The 15,173-nt window shown below is 40.3% G+C and carries 11 protein-coding genes; 8 read left to right on the plus strand and 3 right to left on the minus strand.

The features are described from left to right. Window positions 1–95 precede the first annotated feature (95 nt). The 7 genes from GD597_RS11235 (at window position 96) to GD597_RS11265 (ending at window position 10,787) form a co-directional block, all read left to right on the plus strand. Window positions 96–1,775: a GMC oxidoreductase gene (locus tag GD597_RS11235; protein WP_171607956.1), complete on the plus strand. Its 1,680-nt coding sequence runs from the start codon at window positions 96–98 to the stop codon at window positions 1,773–1,775. Between the two features lie 190 nt (window positions 1,776–1,965). After that, window positions 1,966–3,696: a GMC oxidoreductase gene (locus GD597_RS11240; protein WP_171607957.1), complete on the plus strand. Its 1,731-nt coding sequence runs from the start codon at window positions 1,966–1,968 to the stop codon at window positions 3,694–3,696. A 35-nt stretch (window positions 3,697–3,731) separates the two neighbouring features. Further along, complete coding sequence (locus GD597_RS11245; RefSeq protein ID WP_171607958.1) at window positions 3,732–5,462, plus strand: GMC oxidoreductase; 1,731 nt, start codon at window positions 3,732–3,734, stop codon at window positions 5,460–5,462. A 121-nt stretch (window positions 5,463–5,583) separates the two neighbouring features. Continuing rightward, entirely contained in the window at window positions 5,584–7,299 is a 1,716-nt protein-coding gene (locus tag GD597_RS11250) for a GMC oxidoreductase (RefSeq protein WP_171607959.1), read from the plus strand. A 146-nt stretch (window positions 7,300–7,445) separates the two neighbouring features. Continuing rightward, complete coding sequence (locus tag GD597_RS11255; protein WP_171607960.1) at window positions 7,446–9,164, plus strand: GMC oxidoreductase; 1,719 nt, start codon at window positions 7,446–7,448, stop codon at window positions 9,162–9,164. Between the two features lie 100 nt (window positions 9,165–9,264). Then, complete coding sequence (locus GD597_RS11260; protein WP_171607961.1) at window positions 9,265–9,834, plus strand: gluconate 2-dehydrogenase subunit 3 family protein; 570 nt, start codon at window positions 9,265–9,267, stop codon at window positions 9,832–9,834. Between the two features lie 89 nt (window positions 9,835–9,923). Then, window positions 9,924–10,787, plus strand: a complete 864-nt coding sequence (locus GD597_RS11265; protein WP_171607962.1) for a sugar phosphate isomerase/epimerase family protein — start codon at window positions 9,924–9,926, stop codon at window positions 10,785–10,787. A gap of 210 nt (window positions 10,788–10,997) precedes the next feature. Here the strand turns inward: GD597_RS11265 and GD597_RS11270 are convergent, their stop codons facing one another. The 3 genes from GD597_RS11270 to GD597_RS11280 all read right to left on the minus strand — a co-directional run bounded on the left by GD597_RS11270 (window position 10,998) and on the right by GD597_RS11280 (window position 13,518). Next, window positions 10,998–11,945 carry an NAD-dependent epimerase/dehydratase family protein gene (locus tag GD597_RS11270; protein WP_171607963.1) on the minus strand — a complete coding sequence of 316 codons (948 nt, stop codon included), beginning with the start codon at window positions 11,943–11,945 and terminating at the stop codon, window positions 10,998–11,000. Between the two features lie 68 nt (window positions 11,946–12,013). Next, window positions 12,014–12,670: a phosphoadenylyl-sulfate reductase gene (locus tag GD597_RS11275; RefSeq protein ID WP_171607964.1), complete on the minus strand. Its 657-nt coding sequence runs from the start codon at window positions 12,668–12,670 to the stop codon at window positions 12,014–12,016. Window positions 12,671–12,801: 131 nt separating this feature from the next. Beyond that, a complete protein-coding gene (locus tag GD597_RS11280) occupies window positions 12,802–13,518 on the minus strand; it encodes a response regulator transcription factor (RefSeq protein ID WP_171607965.1) in 717 nt (238 codons plus the stop codon). 528 nt (window positions 13,519–14,046) lie between these two features. Between GD597_RS11280 and GD597_RS11285 the strand changes: the two genes are divergently transcribed. Next, window positions 14,047–14,970, plus strand: a complete 924-nt coding sequence (locus GD597_RS11285; RefSeq protein WP_171607966.1) for a helix-turn-helix domain-containing protein — start codon at window positions 14,047–14,049, stop codon at window positions 14,968–14,970. The last annotated feature ends 203 nt before the right edge of the window (window positions 14,971–15,173 follow it).

A 15,173-nucleotide genomic window follows, 5' to 3' on the forward strand; every position in this document is an offset into this window, starting at 1 on the left:
CAATTGGCTGTTAACACTTATAGGCGTATATAATTAAATTACACCGCTGGCTTTTATTCGTTTTCAATTATTATTAATATACCAAAATAATTATCATGGCAGAAAATGTGTACGACGCAATCGTAGTTGGTTCAGGTATCAGCGGAGGTTGGGCCGCTAAAGAACTTTGCGAAAAAGGCTTAAAAACTATTATGCTGGAAAGGGGTGAAGATATTGTACATATTAAAGATTACCCCGAAGCAAATAAGGAAGCCTGGGATTATACCCACCGTGGCAGAAGAACACAGCAAATGATTAATGATTATCCTGTTCTAAAAAGAGATTATCCATTAAATGAAATAAACCTTAAATGGTGGGCCAGCGATAAAGATTCCCCTTATACAGAAGTAAAACGCTTCGATTGGTTTCGTGGTTACCATGTGGGCGGCCGTTCCCTTTTATGGGGTCGTCAAAGCTACCGCTTAAGCGATATGTATTTTGAAGAAAACGCTAAAGACGGTATTGCCATTGACTGGCCGGTACGTTATAACGAACTGGCAAAATGGTACGATTATGTAGAAAGTTTTGCTGGTATTAGCGGATCTAAAGAAGGTTTGCCCGAGTTACCTGATGGTAACTTTTTGCCGCCAATGGATATGAACTGTGTGGAAAAAGATGTAGCAGCCCGTTTAAAAGAACAATACAAAGGCATTCGTAAAATGATTATTGGCCGTACGGCCCACGTAACAGCACCACATCTTGACAGGCAGCAATGCCAGTTTAGAAATAAATGCTGGTTGGGTTGCCCGTTTGGTGGTTATTTTAGTACGCAATCTGCTACTTTACCTGCAGCTCAAAAAACAGGTAACCTAACAGTTAGACCGTTTAGTATTGTTACAAAAATATTGTATGATAAAGACACCCAAAAAGCTACGGGTGTTGAAGTGCTGGATGCCCAAACAAATCAAACCTACCAATACAAGGCAAAAATTGTATTTCTAAACGCTTCCACATTTAACTCTACCTGGATATTGATGAACTCAGCCACCGATATCTGGCCTGATGGTTTAGGCAGCAGCAGTGGAGAACTGGGCCATAATGTTATGGACCATCACCTGAATGTTGGCGTAAGTGGTACGGTAGAAGGTTACGAAGACAAATACTATTTTGGCCGCCGTGCCAATGGTATTTATATTCCACGCTACCGTAATTTCTTTGGCGATAAACGCGATTACCTGCGTGGCTTTGGTTACCAGGGTGGCGCCAGTCGTCAGGGTTGGAACCGCGATGTTGCAGAATACAGCATTGGTGCAGATTATAAAGAAGCTCTTACCGAACCTGGTTCATGGACTTTTGGTATGGGTGGTTTTGGTGAAACATTACCATACCACGAAAACAAAATATATCTGGATAAAACCAAAAAAGATAAATGGGGTTTAAACGTCCTTGCCTTCGACGCAGAACTGAAGGAAAACGAGTTGAAAATGCGTAAGGATATGTTGAACGATGGTATTGAAATGCTGGAAGCAATGGGTGTAAAAAATGTTACCGGCAGAGATACCAATCCATACCTGGGTCGTGGTATTCACGAAATGGGTACAGCCCGCATGGGTGCCGATCCAAAAACATCGGTGCTTAACAAATTTAACCAGGTGTGGGATGCTAAAAATGTATTTGTAACCGATGGTTCGTTTATGACATCTGCTGCCTGCCAAAATCCATCTTTAACTTATATGGCTTTTACCGCACGTGCAGCAAATCATGCAGTTGAAGAACTAAAAAAACAAAATATCTAATATAACTATTGGCCGGGCTTTTTATTAAGCATTTGGCTTTTCTTGTGTCACTCACTTTTACGTTCGCCTCACTGCTCAGCAAAGAACAAAGCGTATAAGTGAGTGACACAAGTTAAGCTGATGAAAGATCAATTGTTGGTAAACAAATATTTTATCTCTCCCATTAAATACTGATCATTCAGGCTACCATATGCCAGGCGATTCATCCAATGTACATATTAATACCAAGGGTGTTAAACAAAACACCTACGATGCCATTGTTATAGGCTCTGGTATTAGCGGTGGATGGGCCGCCAAAGAATTTTGTGAAAAAGGGCTTAGTACTTTGGTGCTTGAAAGGGGGCGCCAGGTAGAACATATAAAAGATTATCCCACAGCCACCAAGGCCCCATGGGAATTACCACACCGCAGCAATATTACCCAGGCTACCCGTCAGGCAAATCCGCTTATTACAAAAGCAGCAGGCTACGGGGAAGATAACCAGCATTTTTTTATTCAGGACAAAGACCACCCATATATTCAGGAAAAACCTTTTGACTGGATTAGGGGTTATCAGGTAGGTGGTAAATCATTAACCTGGGGCAGAGCCTGCCAACGGTGGAGCGATTTTGAATTTACCGGTCCCCAACGTTTTAACTATGGGTTTGACTGGCCCATACGCTATGCCGATGTAGCACCCTGGTATAGCTATGTAGAAAAATTTATTGGCGTTTGCGGTAATAAAGATGGTATAGAAGCCATGCCCGATGGAGAATTTTTACCTCCATTTGATCTTAACTGTGTAGAACAGCATTTAAAGAAAACCTTATTCGATTCTTTTGGAAGGCACCTTGTACATGCACGTTGGGCACATTTAACAAAACCCAACGATATACATTTACAGCAGGGCCGTGGCCAATGTCAGGCCCGCAATCTTTGTATGCGCGGCTGCCCGTTTGGAGGATATTTTAGTTCGGTTTCCTCCACATTGCCCTGGGCAGCCAAAACAGGTAACCTCACCATTAGGCCACATAGTGTAGTACATTCTATTATTTACGACGATCAAAAACAAAAAGCAGTTGGTGTTAGGGTGATTGATGCACTTACACATGTTGCCACCGATTTTTTTGCCAAAGTAATTTTTGTAAATGCCTCTGCGTTAAACAGCAACCTTATTTTATTAAACTCTACCTCTACCAGGTTTCCTAATGGTTTGGGGAATGACAGTGGTTTACTGGGCAAATACATTTGCTTTCATAATTACCGTGGCTGGATGAATGGCAGTATAGAAGGGTTTGAAGATGGCTATACCTATGGCCGCAATCCAACTGATGCCATTATTGCCAATTACCGCAACCTGCATACAAAAGATGCAGATTTTGCTGGCGGGTTTACCACATTTGCCGGTGCTTATAGAGAAAGGGGAGATGGGAATGTTTGTCCCGAACAAATTGGAGCCACCTATAAACAAGCCATGACAGAAGCGGGCCCCTGGCATGTATATGCTTATGTACAAGGCGAAACAATACCCAAAGTAACCAATCACGTTAGGCTTAGCGATACTGAAAAAGATCAATGGGGTATTCCACTACTAATCACATCCGTTGGATATGATGATAATGATGACAGGTTATTGGCAGATTTTTTTACACAAACAGAAGCCATGCTGGCAAAAGCCGGTGTAAAAAATATTCAGCATGCTGATACCAAGCAAGCTCCGGGTTTAGATATACATGAAATGGGTGGATGCCGCATGGGCAAAGATCCCCAAACATCCTTGCTAAATAAATGGAATCAATTACATGGTTGCCCGAATGTGTTTGTAACCGATGGGGCATGTATGACGAGTACAGGTAATCAGAGCCCCTCCATTTTGTATATGACTTTAACGGCCAGGGCCGTAGATCATGCCGTTAGTGAGCTTAAAAAAATGAATTTATAAAACAATAGATTGCTGTACAATAAAAGCTAAATAGTATGCCAGGCGATTCATTAGACGTAAATATCAATGCAGGTGGCAAGGCCAAAAATACCTACGATGCTATTGTTATTGGCTCTGGCATCAGTGGTGGATGGGCAGCCAAAGAATTGTGTGAAAAAGGATTGAAAACATTGGTGCTGGAACGAGGAAAAGATGTAGTGCATTTAAAAGATTACCCAACAGCTACCAAAAACCCCTGGGACTTTCCACATCGTACCCAGATGCCTGTTGCCGTTACAGATGAAAACCCGGTAATAGCAAGGTGCTATGCCTATAGCGAAGCCACCGATCACTTTTTTGTAAAAGATCAACAACATCCCTACCAACAGGAAAAACCATTCGATTGGATACGGGGATATCAGGTAGGAGGTAAATCACTTTTATGGGCAAGGGCAACCCAGCGTTGGAGTAAATACGATTTTGAAGGCCCCGGCCGCGATGGCTTTGCCGTAGAATGGCCCATCTCATACGATGAATTAGCACCCTGGTACAGCCATGTAGAAAAGTTTGCCGGCATCAGCGGCAACAAAGATGGCCTCGATACATTACCCGATGGCGAATTTCTGCCACCATGGCCACTCAATTGCGTAGAAACAGAAATACAGGATAAAATAAATTCTTTATATACCGATAGGCGTTCCATTATTGGTCGTTGCGCACATCTAACAAAGCCCAATCAAATTCACTTAGATCAGGGGCGCAACCAATGCCAGGCAAGAACCCTATGCGAAAGAGGTTGCCCCTTTGGTGGATACTTTAGCTCCAATGCGTCTACTTTGCCATGGGCAGCTAAAACAGGCAATCTAACCCTTAGGCCCGATAGCGTTGTACATTCCTTAATTTACGATGAGCAAAAAGGCAAAGCTGTTGGCGTAAGGGTAATTGATGCGCATACTAAAGAAGCCACAGAGTATTTTGCAAAAATAATTTTTGTAAATGCAGCCTGTTTAAACTCAAACCTTATTCTTTTAAACTCAACTTCCAATCGTTTCCCCAATGGTTTTGGTAACGATAATGGCTTACTCGGTAAATATGTAGCTTTCCATAATTATCGTGGCACCATGAGTGCAGATTACGAAGGCTATTTAGATCAATACTATTATACCCGAAAACCTACAGGTGCCATGCTACCCAATTTCCGCAATGTAAAAAAACAGGAAATGGACTTTTTGCGTGGATATATGATGCATTATAGTGCCGGCCGTTACAGGGGCGATGGTAGCAATAAAGACGACATTGGCGCAGCCTATAAAGATGCATTATCCGAAGCCGGTGGATGGACAGTTTATATGATGATGCAGGGCGAAACCATTCCAAAAGAAACCAACCATGTAAGGCTAAGTACTGATCATAAGGACGAATGGGGCATCCCGCAATTAATTACTTCCGTTGGTTACGATGATAATGACGAAAAAATATTAAAAGATTTTTTAGAACAAGGCCAGGAAATGCTAACTAAAGTGGGTTGTAAAAATATTCAAACCAACGATAGCAAACAGGCACCGGGTTTAGATATACACGAAATGGGCGGTGTTCGTATGGGTAAAGACCCCAAAACATCCCTGCTAAACAAGTGGAATGCTTTTCACAATTGTAACAACGTATTTGTAACTGATGGTGCTGCTATGGTATCAACCAGCACACAAAACCCATCTTTAACATTTATGGCATTCACCGCAAGGGCAGCCAACCATGCTGTAGAAGAATTAAAAAAAGGAAATATTTAGAATAGTATTAGCCGGGCAACAGCAATGCATTTAACATCCTTGCGTCGCACTCTTGTAAACCTGGCTCTTTACTTGGCATAAAAATAAAAACAACATACTATAATCAAATAAAAATACCTGTATGCCGGCCGATTCATTAAATGTTAACAATAAGGCAGTTGCACAAAATACCTACGATGCTATTGTAGTAGGCTCTGGCATTAGCGGTGGCTGGGCTGCTAAAGAACTCTGCGAAAAAGGTTTTAAAGTTTTAATGCTCGAACGTGGCCGTAATTACGAACATATAAAAGACTATACCTCTGCTTCAAAAGATCCCTGGCAAATGGATCATCGCGGTACCGCTACACAGGCGCAATTAAAAGAACGTCCCGTAATAGCACGTACCTGGGGTAAATCCGAAGGCATTATGGATTCCTGGGTAAAAGATACCGAAGCACCCTATACAGAAATAAAACCCTTTAAATGGTGGCGTGCCTATCAATTAGGTGGCCGTTCTATTTTATGGGGCAGGCAAAGCTATCGCTGGAGCGATTTTGATTTTGAAGCCAATGCAAAAGACGGCTGGGCAATAGATTGGCCGGTACGTTATAAAGAAATTGCCCCCTGGTACGATCATGTAGAAAAATTTGCCGGTATTAGTGGCTCGCTGGAAGGGTTACCACAATTACCTGATGGTCAGTTTCTGCCACCAATGGAATTGAACTGTGTAGAAAAAGATGTTGCATCCAGGTTAAAAGATTTTTACAAAGGCCAGCGTCATCTTATCATTGGTCGTGCTGCACATATTACTGCTCCGCATGCAGACAGGGATCAATGTCAGTTTCGTAACCGCTGCTGGGAAGGTTGTATGTTTGGCGGTTACTTCAGCACACAATCGTCTACCTTGCCTGCCGCACTAAAAACAGGCAATTTAACCGTAAGGCCTTGGAGTATTGTAAAACGCGTACTTTACAATAAAGATACCCGTAAAGCCACCGGCGTTGAAATTGTAGATGCAGAAACAAATACAACCATCGAGTTCTATTCAAAAATTGTATTCCTAAATGCATCTGCCTTAAACAGTGCATGGGTATTAATGAACTCTGCCACCGATATTTGGCCCGAAGGGTTGGGTAGCAGTTCAGGCGAGCTGGGGCGTAATATAATGGATCATCACTACAACCTCGGTATTAGCGGAGATGTAGATGGCTTTGAAGACAAATATTATTATGGCCGCCGTGCTAACGGGTTTTATATTCCCCGCTTTTCCAATTTGTTTGGCGATAAAAGAGATTACCTCCGTGGTTTTGGCTACCAGGGAAGCGCCAGCCGCAGTGGCTGGAGCCGCGATGTGGCAGAATTAAGTATTGGCAACAAATTCAAAGATGCACTAACAGAACCTGGTCACTGGCGTATAGGCATGGGCGGCTTTGGCGAAATTCTACCATATCACGACAATAAAATTACACTCGATCCTAACCGTAAAGACAAATGGGGTTTACCCGTACTGGCTATGGATGCGGAAATAAAAGACAATGAAAAGAAAATGAGGGTAGATATTTTGGCCGAAGGCAAAGCTATGTTAGAAGCTGCAGGCGTAAAAAATATAACCACACACGATGGAGGTCATCAAATTGGAGATGGTATACATGAAATGGGTACCGCACGAATGGGCGCCGATCCTAAAACCTCCGTACTCAACAAATGGAACCAGGTTTGGGATGCTCAAAATGTATTTGTAACCGACGGCGCTTTTATGACATCCGCAGCCAACCAAAACCCATCATTAACTTATATGGCTTTTACTGCCCGGGCAGTAAACCATGCATTTGAAGAATTAAAAAAAGGAAATATTTAATACGCTAATGGTCCAGGCAGTAGGTCCCATATGTAGCAACTGTTGCGTCGCACTCTTGTACGTTCATAACACAACGCAGCAAAATAAAATGTACATACAGCACTAATAATTGTTTAAAGAATATAGCATAATAAACCAAATAAAATATGGCAGGGGATACGCTCAATATTAATAACAAAGCAATAGCACAAAACACTTTCGATGCCATAGTGGTAGGTTCAGGCATTAGCGGTGGTTGGGCAGCCAAAGAGCTTTGCGAGAAAGGTTTAAAAACACTGGTTTTGGAGCGTGGCAGATATGTTGAACACATAAAAGACTATACCGATACTACAAAAGCACCATGGGAACTAACACATCATGGCGAAAAAACGGTGACAGATATAAATAACAGCCCAATTCAAAGTAAATGTTATGCCTATAACGAAGTATCAAAACACTTTTTTGTAAACGATTTGGAGCACGCTTACAATCAGGTAAAACCATTCGACTGGATAAGGGGCGATCATGTAGGTGGCAGAAGTTTAATGTGGGGCCGTCAATGCTATCGCTGGAGCGATGTAGACTTTAGCGCCAATGCAAAAGATGGCCATGGTGTTGACTGGCCAATTCGTTACAAGGATATTGCGCCCTGGTACGATTATGTTGAACCATTTGTAGGCATAAGCGGATCCCTTGAAAATTTACCCCAATTGCCCGATGGTAAATTTTTGCCGCCCATGGAAATGAACTGCCTTGAAAAGCAAGTGGCAGAAAGGATAAAGAAAAATTTCAGTGATGGCAGAACCATGATTATTGGTCGTACTGCCAACCATACCGTTAAAGTAGGTGACCGCGGCCCCTGCCAGTACAGAAACAAATGTCATGAGGGTTGCCCTTTTGGTGGTTATTTTAGCAGCAACTCCGCTACACTACCCGCAGCAGCAAGAACCGGAAATATGACCCTGAGGCCATTTTCAGTAGTTCAGGAGATTATTTATGATAAAGAAACCAAAAAAGCAAAAGGCGTACGTATCATTGATTCCGAAACCATGCAAACCATAGAATACTTTGCAAAAATTGTATTTCTCAATGCATCTACATTGGGTACTGCACATATATTGCTTAACTCTGTTTCCGATGTATTCCCCGAAGGCCTAGGTAATACCAGTGGTCAGGTAGGAAGAAACCTGATGGATCATCACTACGGCGTTGGTGCATATGGCGATACAGATGATTTTGCAGATAGCTATTTTTTTGGGAGAAGAGCCAATGGCATTTATATTCCCCGCTTTAGAAATATTAATGATGCCACTATGCAAAAGGATTATGTACGTGGCTTTGGATATCAGGGCGGTGCTTCAAGAAGCCGGATAGAAGAAATACACGAAGGGGGTATTGGTGGCGATTATAAAGACAGTTTAACTGAACCCGGTAAATGGACTTTTGGTATTGGCAGCTGGGGTGAACATCTGCCTTATTACGACAATAAAGTAACTCTGAATAAGGACAAAAAAGACAAATGGGGTTTACCTACACTCGATATTGATTGCGAATTTAAGGAAAATGAAAAAGCCATGCGGAAAGATATGATGAACAGTGCAGCCGAAATGCTTGAAAAAGCAGGCCTGAAAAATATTGGCACATACGACAGTGCTCCGGCTCCCGGTTTTTGTATCCATGAAATGGGAACAGCCCGAATGGGTAAAGATCCCAAAACATCTGTACTGGATGGTAATAACCAAATGCATGATGTAAAAAATGTCTTTATCACTGATGGGGCTTGTATGGCATCAAGTGCCTGTCAAAATCCATCTATTACTTATATGGCATTAACGGCAAGGGCCGCCAACCATGCAGTAGATGAATTAAAGAAAGGAAATCTTTAGCCAGAAATAAAATCAAAAACAGTAGTTTTATTGTTGAAGGTTTATTAAGCAGGTTAATAAAAAAGCGTACTTAATTTTTTACAATATAAAACCAGTAATTATGAACAGGAGAGATGCTTTAAGCCGCGTGGCGCTTATATTCGGCGGCACCGTTATTGGGGCAGAGGCATTTTTGAGTGGTTGTAAAACAGCTACCAAATATGGCGCCAGCCTCAACTTTACGCCAGACGATACGGCCTATTTAAATGAAATAGCAGAAACCATTTTACCTGCTACCAACACACCAGGTGCTAAAGAAGCAAAAGTGGGTGAGTTTATGGCCGTATATGTAAAAGATTGCTATGAAGAAAAAGACCAAAAAATCTTCATGGAAGGCATGGCCAAATTAGATGAAGCCTGCAATACCAAAAACGGAAAATCTTTTATGGAATGTACGCCCGAACAGCGTCACGAATTTCTGGTGGCTTTAGACAAAGAAGCCAAAGATTATCAGAAAAGCAAAAAAGAAGATGATCCAACGCATTATTTTTCTTTGATAAAACAGCTTACTTTAATGGGCTTCTTTACCTCTGAACCTGGTGCAACAAAAGCATTGCGTTATGTAGCAATTCCAGGCAGATATGAAGGTTGTATACCATATAAAAAAGGTGATAAAGCCTGGGCTACCTAGCATTCATTACACTAACCTACTGTGTTGTGTTGTTGTGTTAGTGCATTGGCTTTAGATTACTGATTTTTTAAAAAGTAAAAAGTAAAAGAATGTCTTACGACAGAAGAAAATTTCTGCAAACATCCGGCATGTTTGCTGCTGGCGCATTGCTTGCCAATAAACAGTTATTTGCAGCTAATAGCAATGCATTAAAAAACTATGGCTTGCAATTGTGGACGGTGAAAGAAGATATGGCAAAAGATGCCAAAGGCACTTTGCAAAAAATAGCCAGCTATGGTTATAACCAAATAGAAAGCTTTGAAGGTGCCCACGGTATGTTTTGGGGAATGAGCCCTGCAGATTTTAAGAAATATATGGACGATTTGGGTATGAAAATTATTTCATCGCATTGCAATATTGGGGCAGACTTTGAAAAGAAAGCCGCTGATGCTGCAGCCATAGGAATGAAATACCTGATTTGCCCTTACAAAGGCCCGCAAAAAACCATTGGCGATTTTAAAAAAATAGCCGATGAGTTTAATGCTAAAGGCGAGATTTGTAAAAAGAATGGTATCCGTTTTGCCTACCACAACCATGGCTACTCATTTCAGCAACTGGAAGGGCAAATGCCACAAAATGTGATGATGGATAATACCAACCCCGATACAGTGGATTTTGAAATGGATATTTACTGGGTTATTACCGGCGGTGCCGATCCGGTTAAATATCTGCAACAGTATAAAAACCGTTTCAGGTTATGCCATGTAAAAGACAGGGAAAAGGGCGCCGCAGCAGGTGAAGGCGAAGCTTCCTGCATTTTAGGCGAAGGATCTATCGATTACCCATCTTTGCTAAATACTGCCAAAAAATGTGGTATGGAATATTATATTGTAGAACAGGAAAAATTTACCAATACCACCCAATTATTAAGCTCACAGGCCGATGCTAAATATATGGCCGGGTTAAAATTATAATACCGGCTGCAGAAAGTGATGGCATCGTTCCTTGCGTCGCAATCACTTCATCGGCATAACTTTTGGCAACAGGTATTGTGTGACAATAAAAATAAAAGCGCCTTTATATTGTAAAGGCGCTTTTTTATGTGTTTTGCTGAGTAATGTATCTGCCGTACAAGAGTGCGACGCAAGGATGCTAAATACCTGTTCTTTGGACTGGCCAATACTTTAAATTACAAATGCATCGCCTGCTGCTGACATATAGAATGAGAACTGCTCTTTAAATGCCCTTAACTCATGTTCTAAATTGCTTTCGGGCAAAGAAACATACTGCAATATTTTTGCATCGCGTTCTATTTGCAAATTATGTCCCGCATAGTTTTGATTAATAAAGAAGGATTCTACCCCCGGGTACACTGTGCTAAGTGCTTCACTAATTTCAAGAATGCTTAAGTTTTTATCGCTTAAATTATACACGCCGCTTGGCACTTGTTTATGCAATAATTGGGTAAGTATATTGGTTACTTTATTGATATGTATAAATGAACGTTGCTGCATGCCGGTGCCATTAATGGTAATGCGACCTGTATAATGCGCATCGAACATGAGCCTGTTTATAGCCGCATCGAAACGCATGCTTTTGCTATATCCGTATACATTTCCTAACCTTACAATTAGCGCATTTGTCTTGTTAAATAAGCGCAGTATATGCTGCTCTGCCCTGTATTTTGAAATGGAATAAAAACTATCAGGGTTGGTGGCGGTTTCTTCGGTAGCAGGTTGGCTGGTATTGCCATAAACGGCGGAACTGCTTAAGAAAATTAACTGTTTTACGGGGTTTTCTTCCAGTGCATAAATAAGCTCTGCAGTGCCCCAATGGTTAATTTGCTCAAACACATGCCCGTCTAGATTAGCAAAAGGCGTAGTAACTTTTGCAGCCAGATGAAAAACAATATCTATATTTTTTAATACAGTTCTTAATTTGCGGGAATCTAATATTTCGCCATGTACAAATTGTACTTTGGTGCCTTCAATTTTGCGGCCCAAAAATACATTGTAGTTGCCACGGCTTAGGTTATCGTAAATGGTAATATTGGTTACTTCTGGTAATTGTGCCAGGCTATACACCAATTCTGATCCAATGTATCCGGCTCCGCCGGTTATAAGAATACGCATGCAGTAATAATTCTGTTAGGTGGTTAAAAGGTGCAGTAAAGTTTATAGATACTGCAAATGAATTTTATTTATTTGGTTACCAATTCGGTATTTAAACCGCATTCGGTCTTTTTTAAACCAAACCAACGGCCATTGCGGCTGTCCATTTCCAAATCAAATTTACGTGTACAAGGTTCGCAGCCAATGCTAAAATACCCTTTCTCCTCTAAGGGGTGGCGGGGAATATTATATTCGTTAAGGTATTCGTAAATCATTTTTCCATTCCAGTCTAGCATCGGATGGTAACGGGTAACGCCAAATTTGGCTTTTTCTTCTACTTTAAAATTTTTGCGCACCTCACCCTGATCGGCCCTTACACCATTGATCCAAATATCATGTTCAGCCAAAATGGGTTCTAATGGGGCTACTTTATTTAGATAGCAACAATAATCAGGATCGCTGGCATATAATAGTTTGCCCGAAGCATCCCGTTGATTGATTTTGGCGGTGGTAGAAAATACGTTTTTTAAATTAAGTCCCAGTAAATCTGTAATCTGGTCTCTAAACTGTAAGGTTTCCGGGAAATGGTATCCTGTATGAATAAAATAAACCGGGATAGATTTATCGATGCGGCTAAGTATATGTAGTAAAACAATACTATGCGTTTGAAAAGACGAAGTGGTGAATAATTGTAAACCACGTTCTTTATAGCCATTAATCTTTTCTTCAATTTCTTCAAATGTCATGCGGCAAAGATAATAAGCAAACTTATAATACTCTACCATTTTTGTAGGGAATTAACAAAATTTCTAATATCGAAATCTAATGCAGACTTAACCCCCCAAATTTCAATGGCATACCAACAAGGCGTGCAGGATTATTCCTTTTTATTAAGGTCTACAATATTGTTTTTAATAGCATAAATAACCAAGCCAACCCTTGTTTTAATTTGAAGTTTTTCAAAAAGTGCGTCCCTATAGCCATCCACAGTTCTTGGGCTTACAAACATTTTATCGGCAATTTCCTTATAGGTAAATTCAGAACAAATTAGCTGTAGAAAATGTGTTTCCCTATCGCTTAAGTTTATACTGGCTTTATTTTCCGGGCCTAACTCTAATTTTTGCATTGTATGTATCAGATGGCCCGTAACCAAATCAGAATAATAAAAACCTTTCTGCATTATGTCATCCATGGCACGTTTAAGATCAGCAGGTTCCGCATCTTTTAAAACATAACCCCGTGCACCACATTTCAACATACGTATGATGGCATTCTCATTATCGTACATACTTAATGCCAGCACCCTTATATCCGGGTAATGTTGTTTAAACCAAAGCGTGGTATCGTAACCATCCTTTTTAGGCATATTAATATCCATTAAAACCAAATCTGGTATAATGCCTGGTTTAAGGGCATCAATACAATCCTGTCCATTACCGGCCTGAAATACAACGCGGTATCCATCAAAGGAATTAATTAGCCCTGCCAGTCCATTTCTAATAAGCGCATGGTCATCTGCAAGTGCTACTGTTACAGTACCCTTCTCTGAAAGTACAGGCGAAAATTGGCGGATATCTAAAAAGCTTGTTCTCATATGCAAAAGGAGTTTTGGTAAAACCTTATTTGTTATGCCATTTACAGTATTAAGCTGTGTTATAAATCTAATTCATTCCGGTAATTGTAATACCTGTTTCCGTAAAAAAGTAATAGCGGAAAGATCTGTGTTTTTTATTGTGCTAAAAACCGTAAAAACACCTGATTTTAATTCTGTTTATTTTTAGCAGAATTTTAAGTGGTTTTTATTAAACATTTATCCTTTTTCGCGTGATAAATCACGCGGTTTTGCGTGATAAATCACGTTGTTTGCTATTAAAAAAGCATTCATCTTTGTGTCATCCTTTTTTCAACCTATTGCCTTGGTTGTGCTAAACGCCATAATAATTGCATTTTTACATAGGGCGATAAGATCGCTGACGATTCGCGGTGGTTTTTCTTTTCCACCGCTTTTTTTTTACTATTAATTAGTTATAGTTGCTTTAATTAAGTCCCATTTATTCCATTTTTACATTGGAATGACAACTTAACTTCTCATTTACATGTAGATACATTAATTTTGTTCTTCATGTTAGAAGTTTTAGATATATTAAAAATTGCTCAGGGCAATCATATTGATAGCACAATGAATTTACTGCATATGAAAGAGCAGCATATTCCAGGGTCTATCCAATATGTAATCCGCCGTTATTTTCCGTTACAAAAATGGAGTAGCGAGGATACTGGCATGATGGTATATCATTATAACCCACTAGAGCCAAAAGATAATTATCTGGAGCTTCGTTTTTGTACCAGTGGCAATAAATTCTGTTTTGAAAAAAGTTGCACCCAATGCGGTGAATTACCTACAAAAAACTGTAGTGGAAAACACGATACAGTAGATGTTTTTACTTTTCATTTCTCTGCAACATTTTTACATCAGTTTGTACATAATGTAAAATTAAGTAACCGTAAAGATGAGGTGCTGGCTTTTAAACACCCCAACTCTTTTACCAAAATTTTCCCCGTTTGCAATCGCAAACGTATGTCGCTTGATGCATTGCTAAATCATAGTTATAGCGGAGCGATGGAAAACATATTTACCAATGCAAAAGTGCACGAACTGCTACTCTATAGCCTGGAGTGCCTTGTAGATGAAAAAGAAGATGGTTTTGTATGTAAATTCCTTGCCGATGAAAGCGGAAAAGAACGTATTTATCAGGCACGTGAAATTTTATTGCAACGCATTGGGGAACCTATTACTATTAAGGAATTAAGCCGCAAAGTAGCCATTAACGAATGCTATTTAAAAAAAGGCTTTAAAGAAATTTTTGGTACCACCATATTCGATTTTTATCAACAACAGAGAATGGAGCATGCCAAATATCTTTTGTACGAGAAGGGGCTTTCTGTAACCGATGTATCCTCCTTACTTGGCTATTCTTCAATTTCACATTTTTCTGCAGCTTTCAAAAAGCATACGGGATTAAAACCCTGCGATTTATTAAGATAATGCAATAGCAGGTGCCCGGCTGTGAGGACACGTGGCATTTTTACTTGCGTCTCACACTTCAGGTTCCTATTAAGCAGCATCAATTATTCTTGTTAAATAAATTATCTTATTGTATCTAATGCCGTGGTGTTGCTTTTACAGTCCTTTAAAAATATCACAAACACCAATCGTAACAGGCCCATAATAACACAGGGTATTTCATA

It is taken from the genome of Limnovirga soli (assembly GCF_013106755.1).
Lineage (GTDB): Bacteria > Bacteroidota > Bacteroidia > Chitinophagales > Chitinophagaceae > Limnovirga > Limnovirga soli.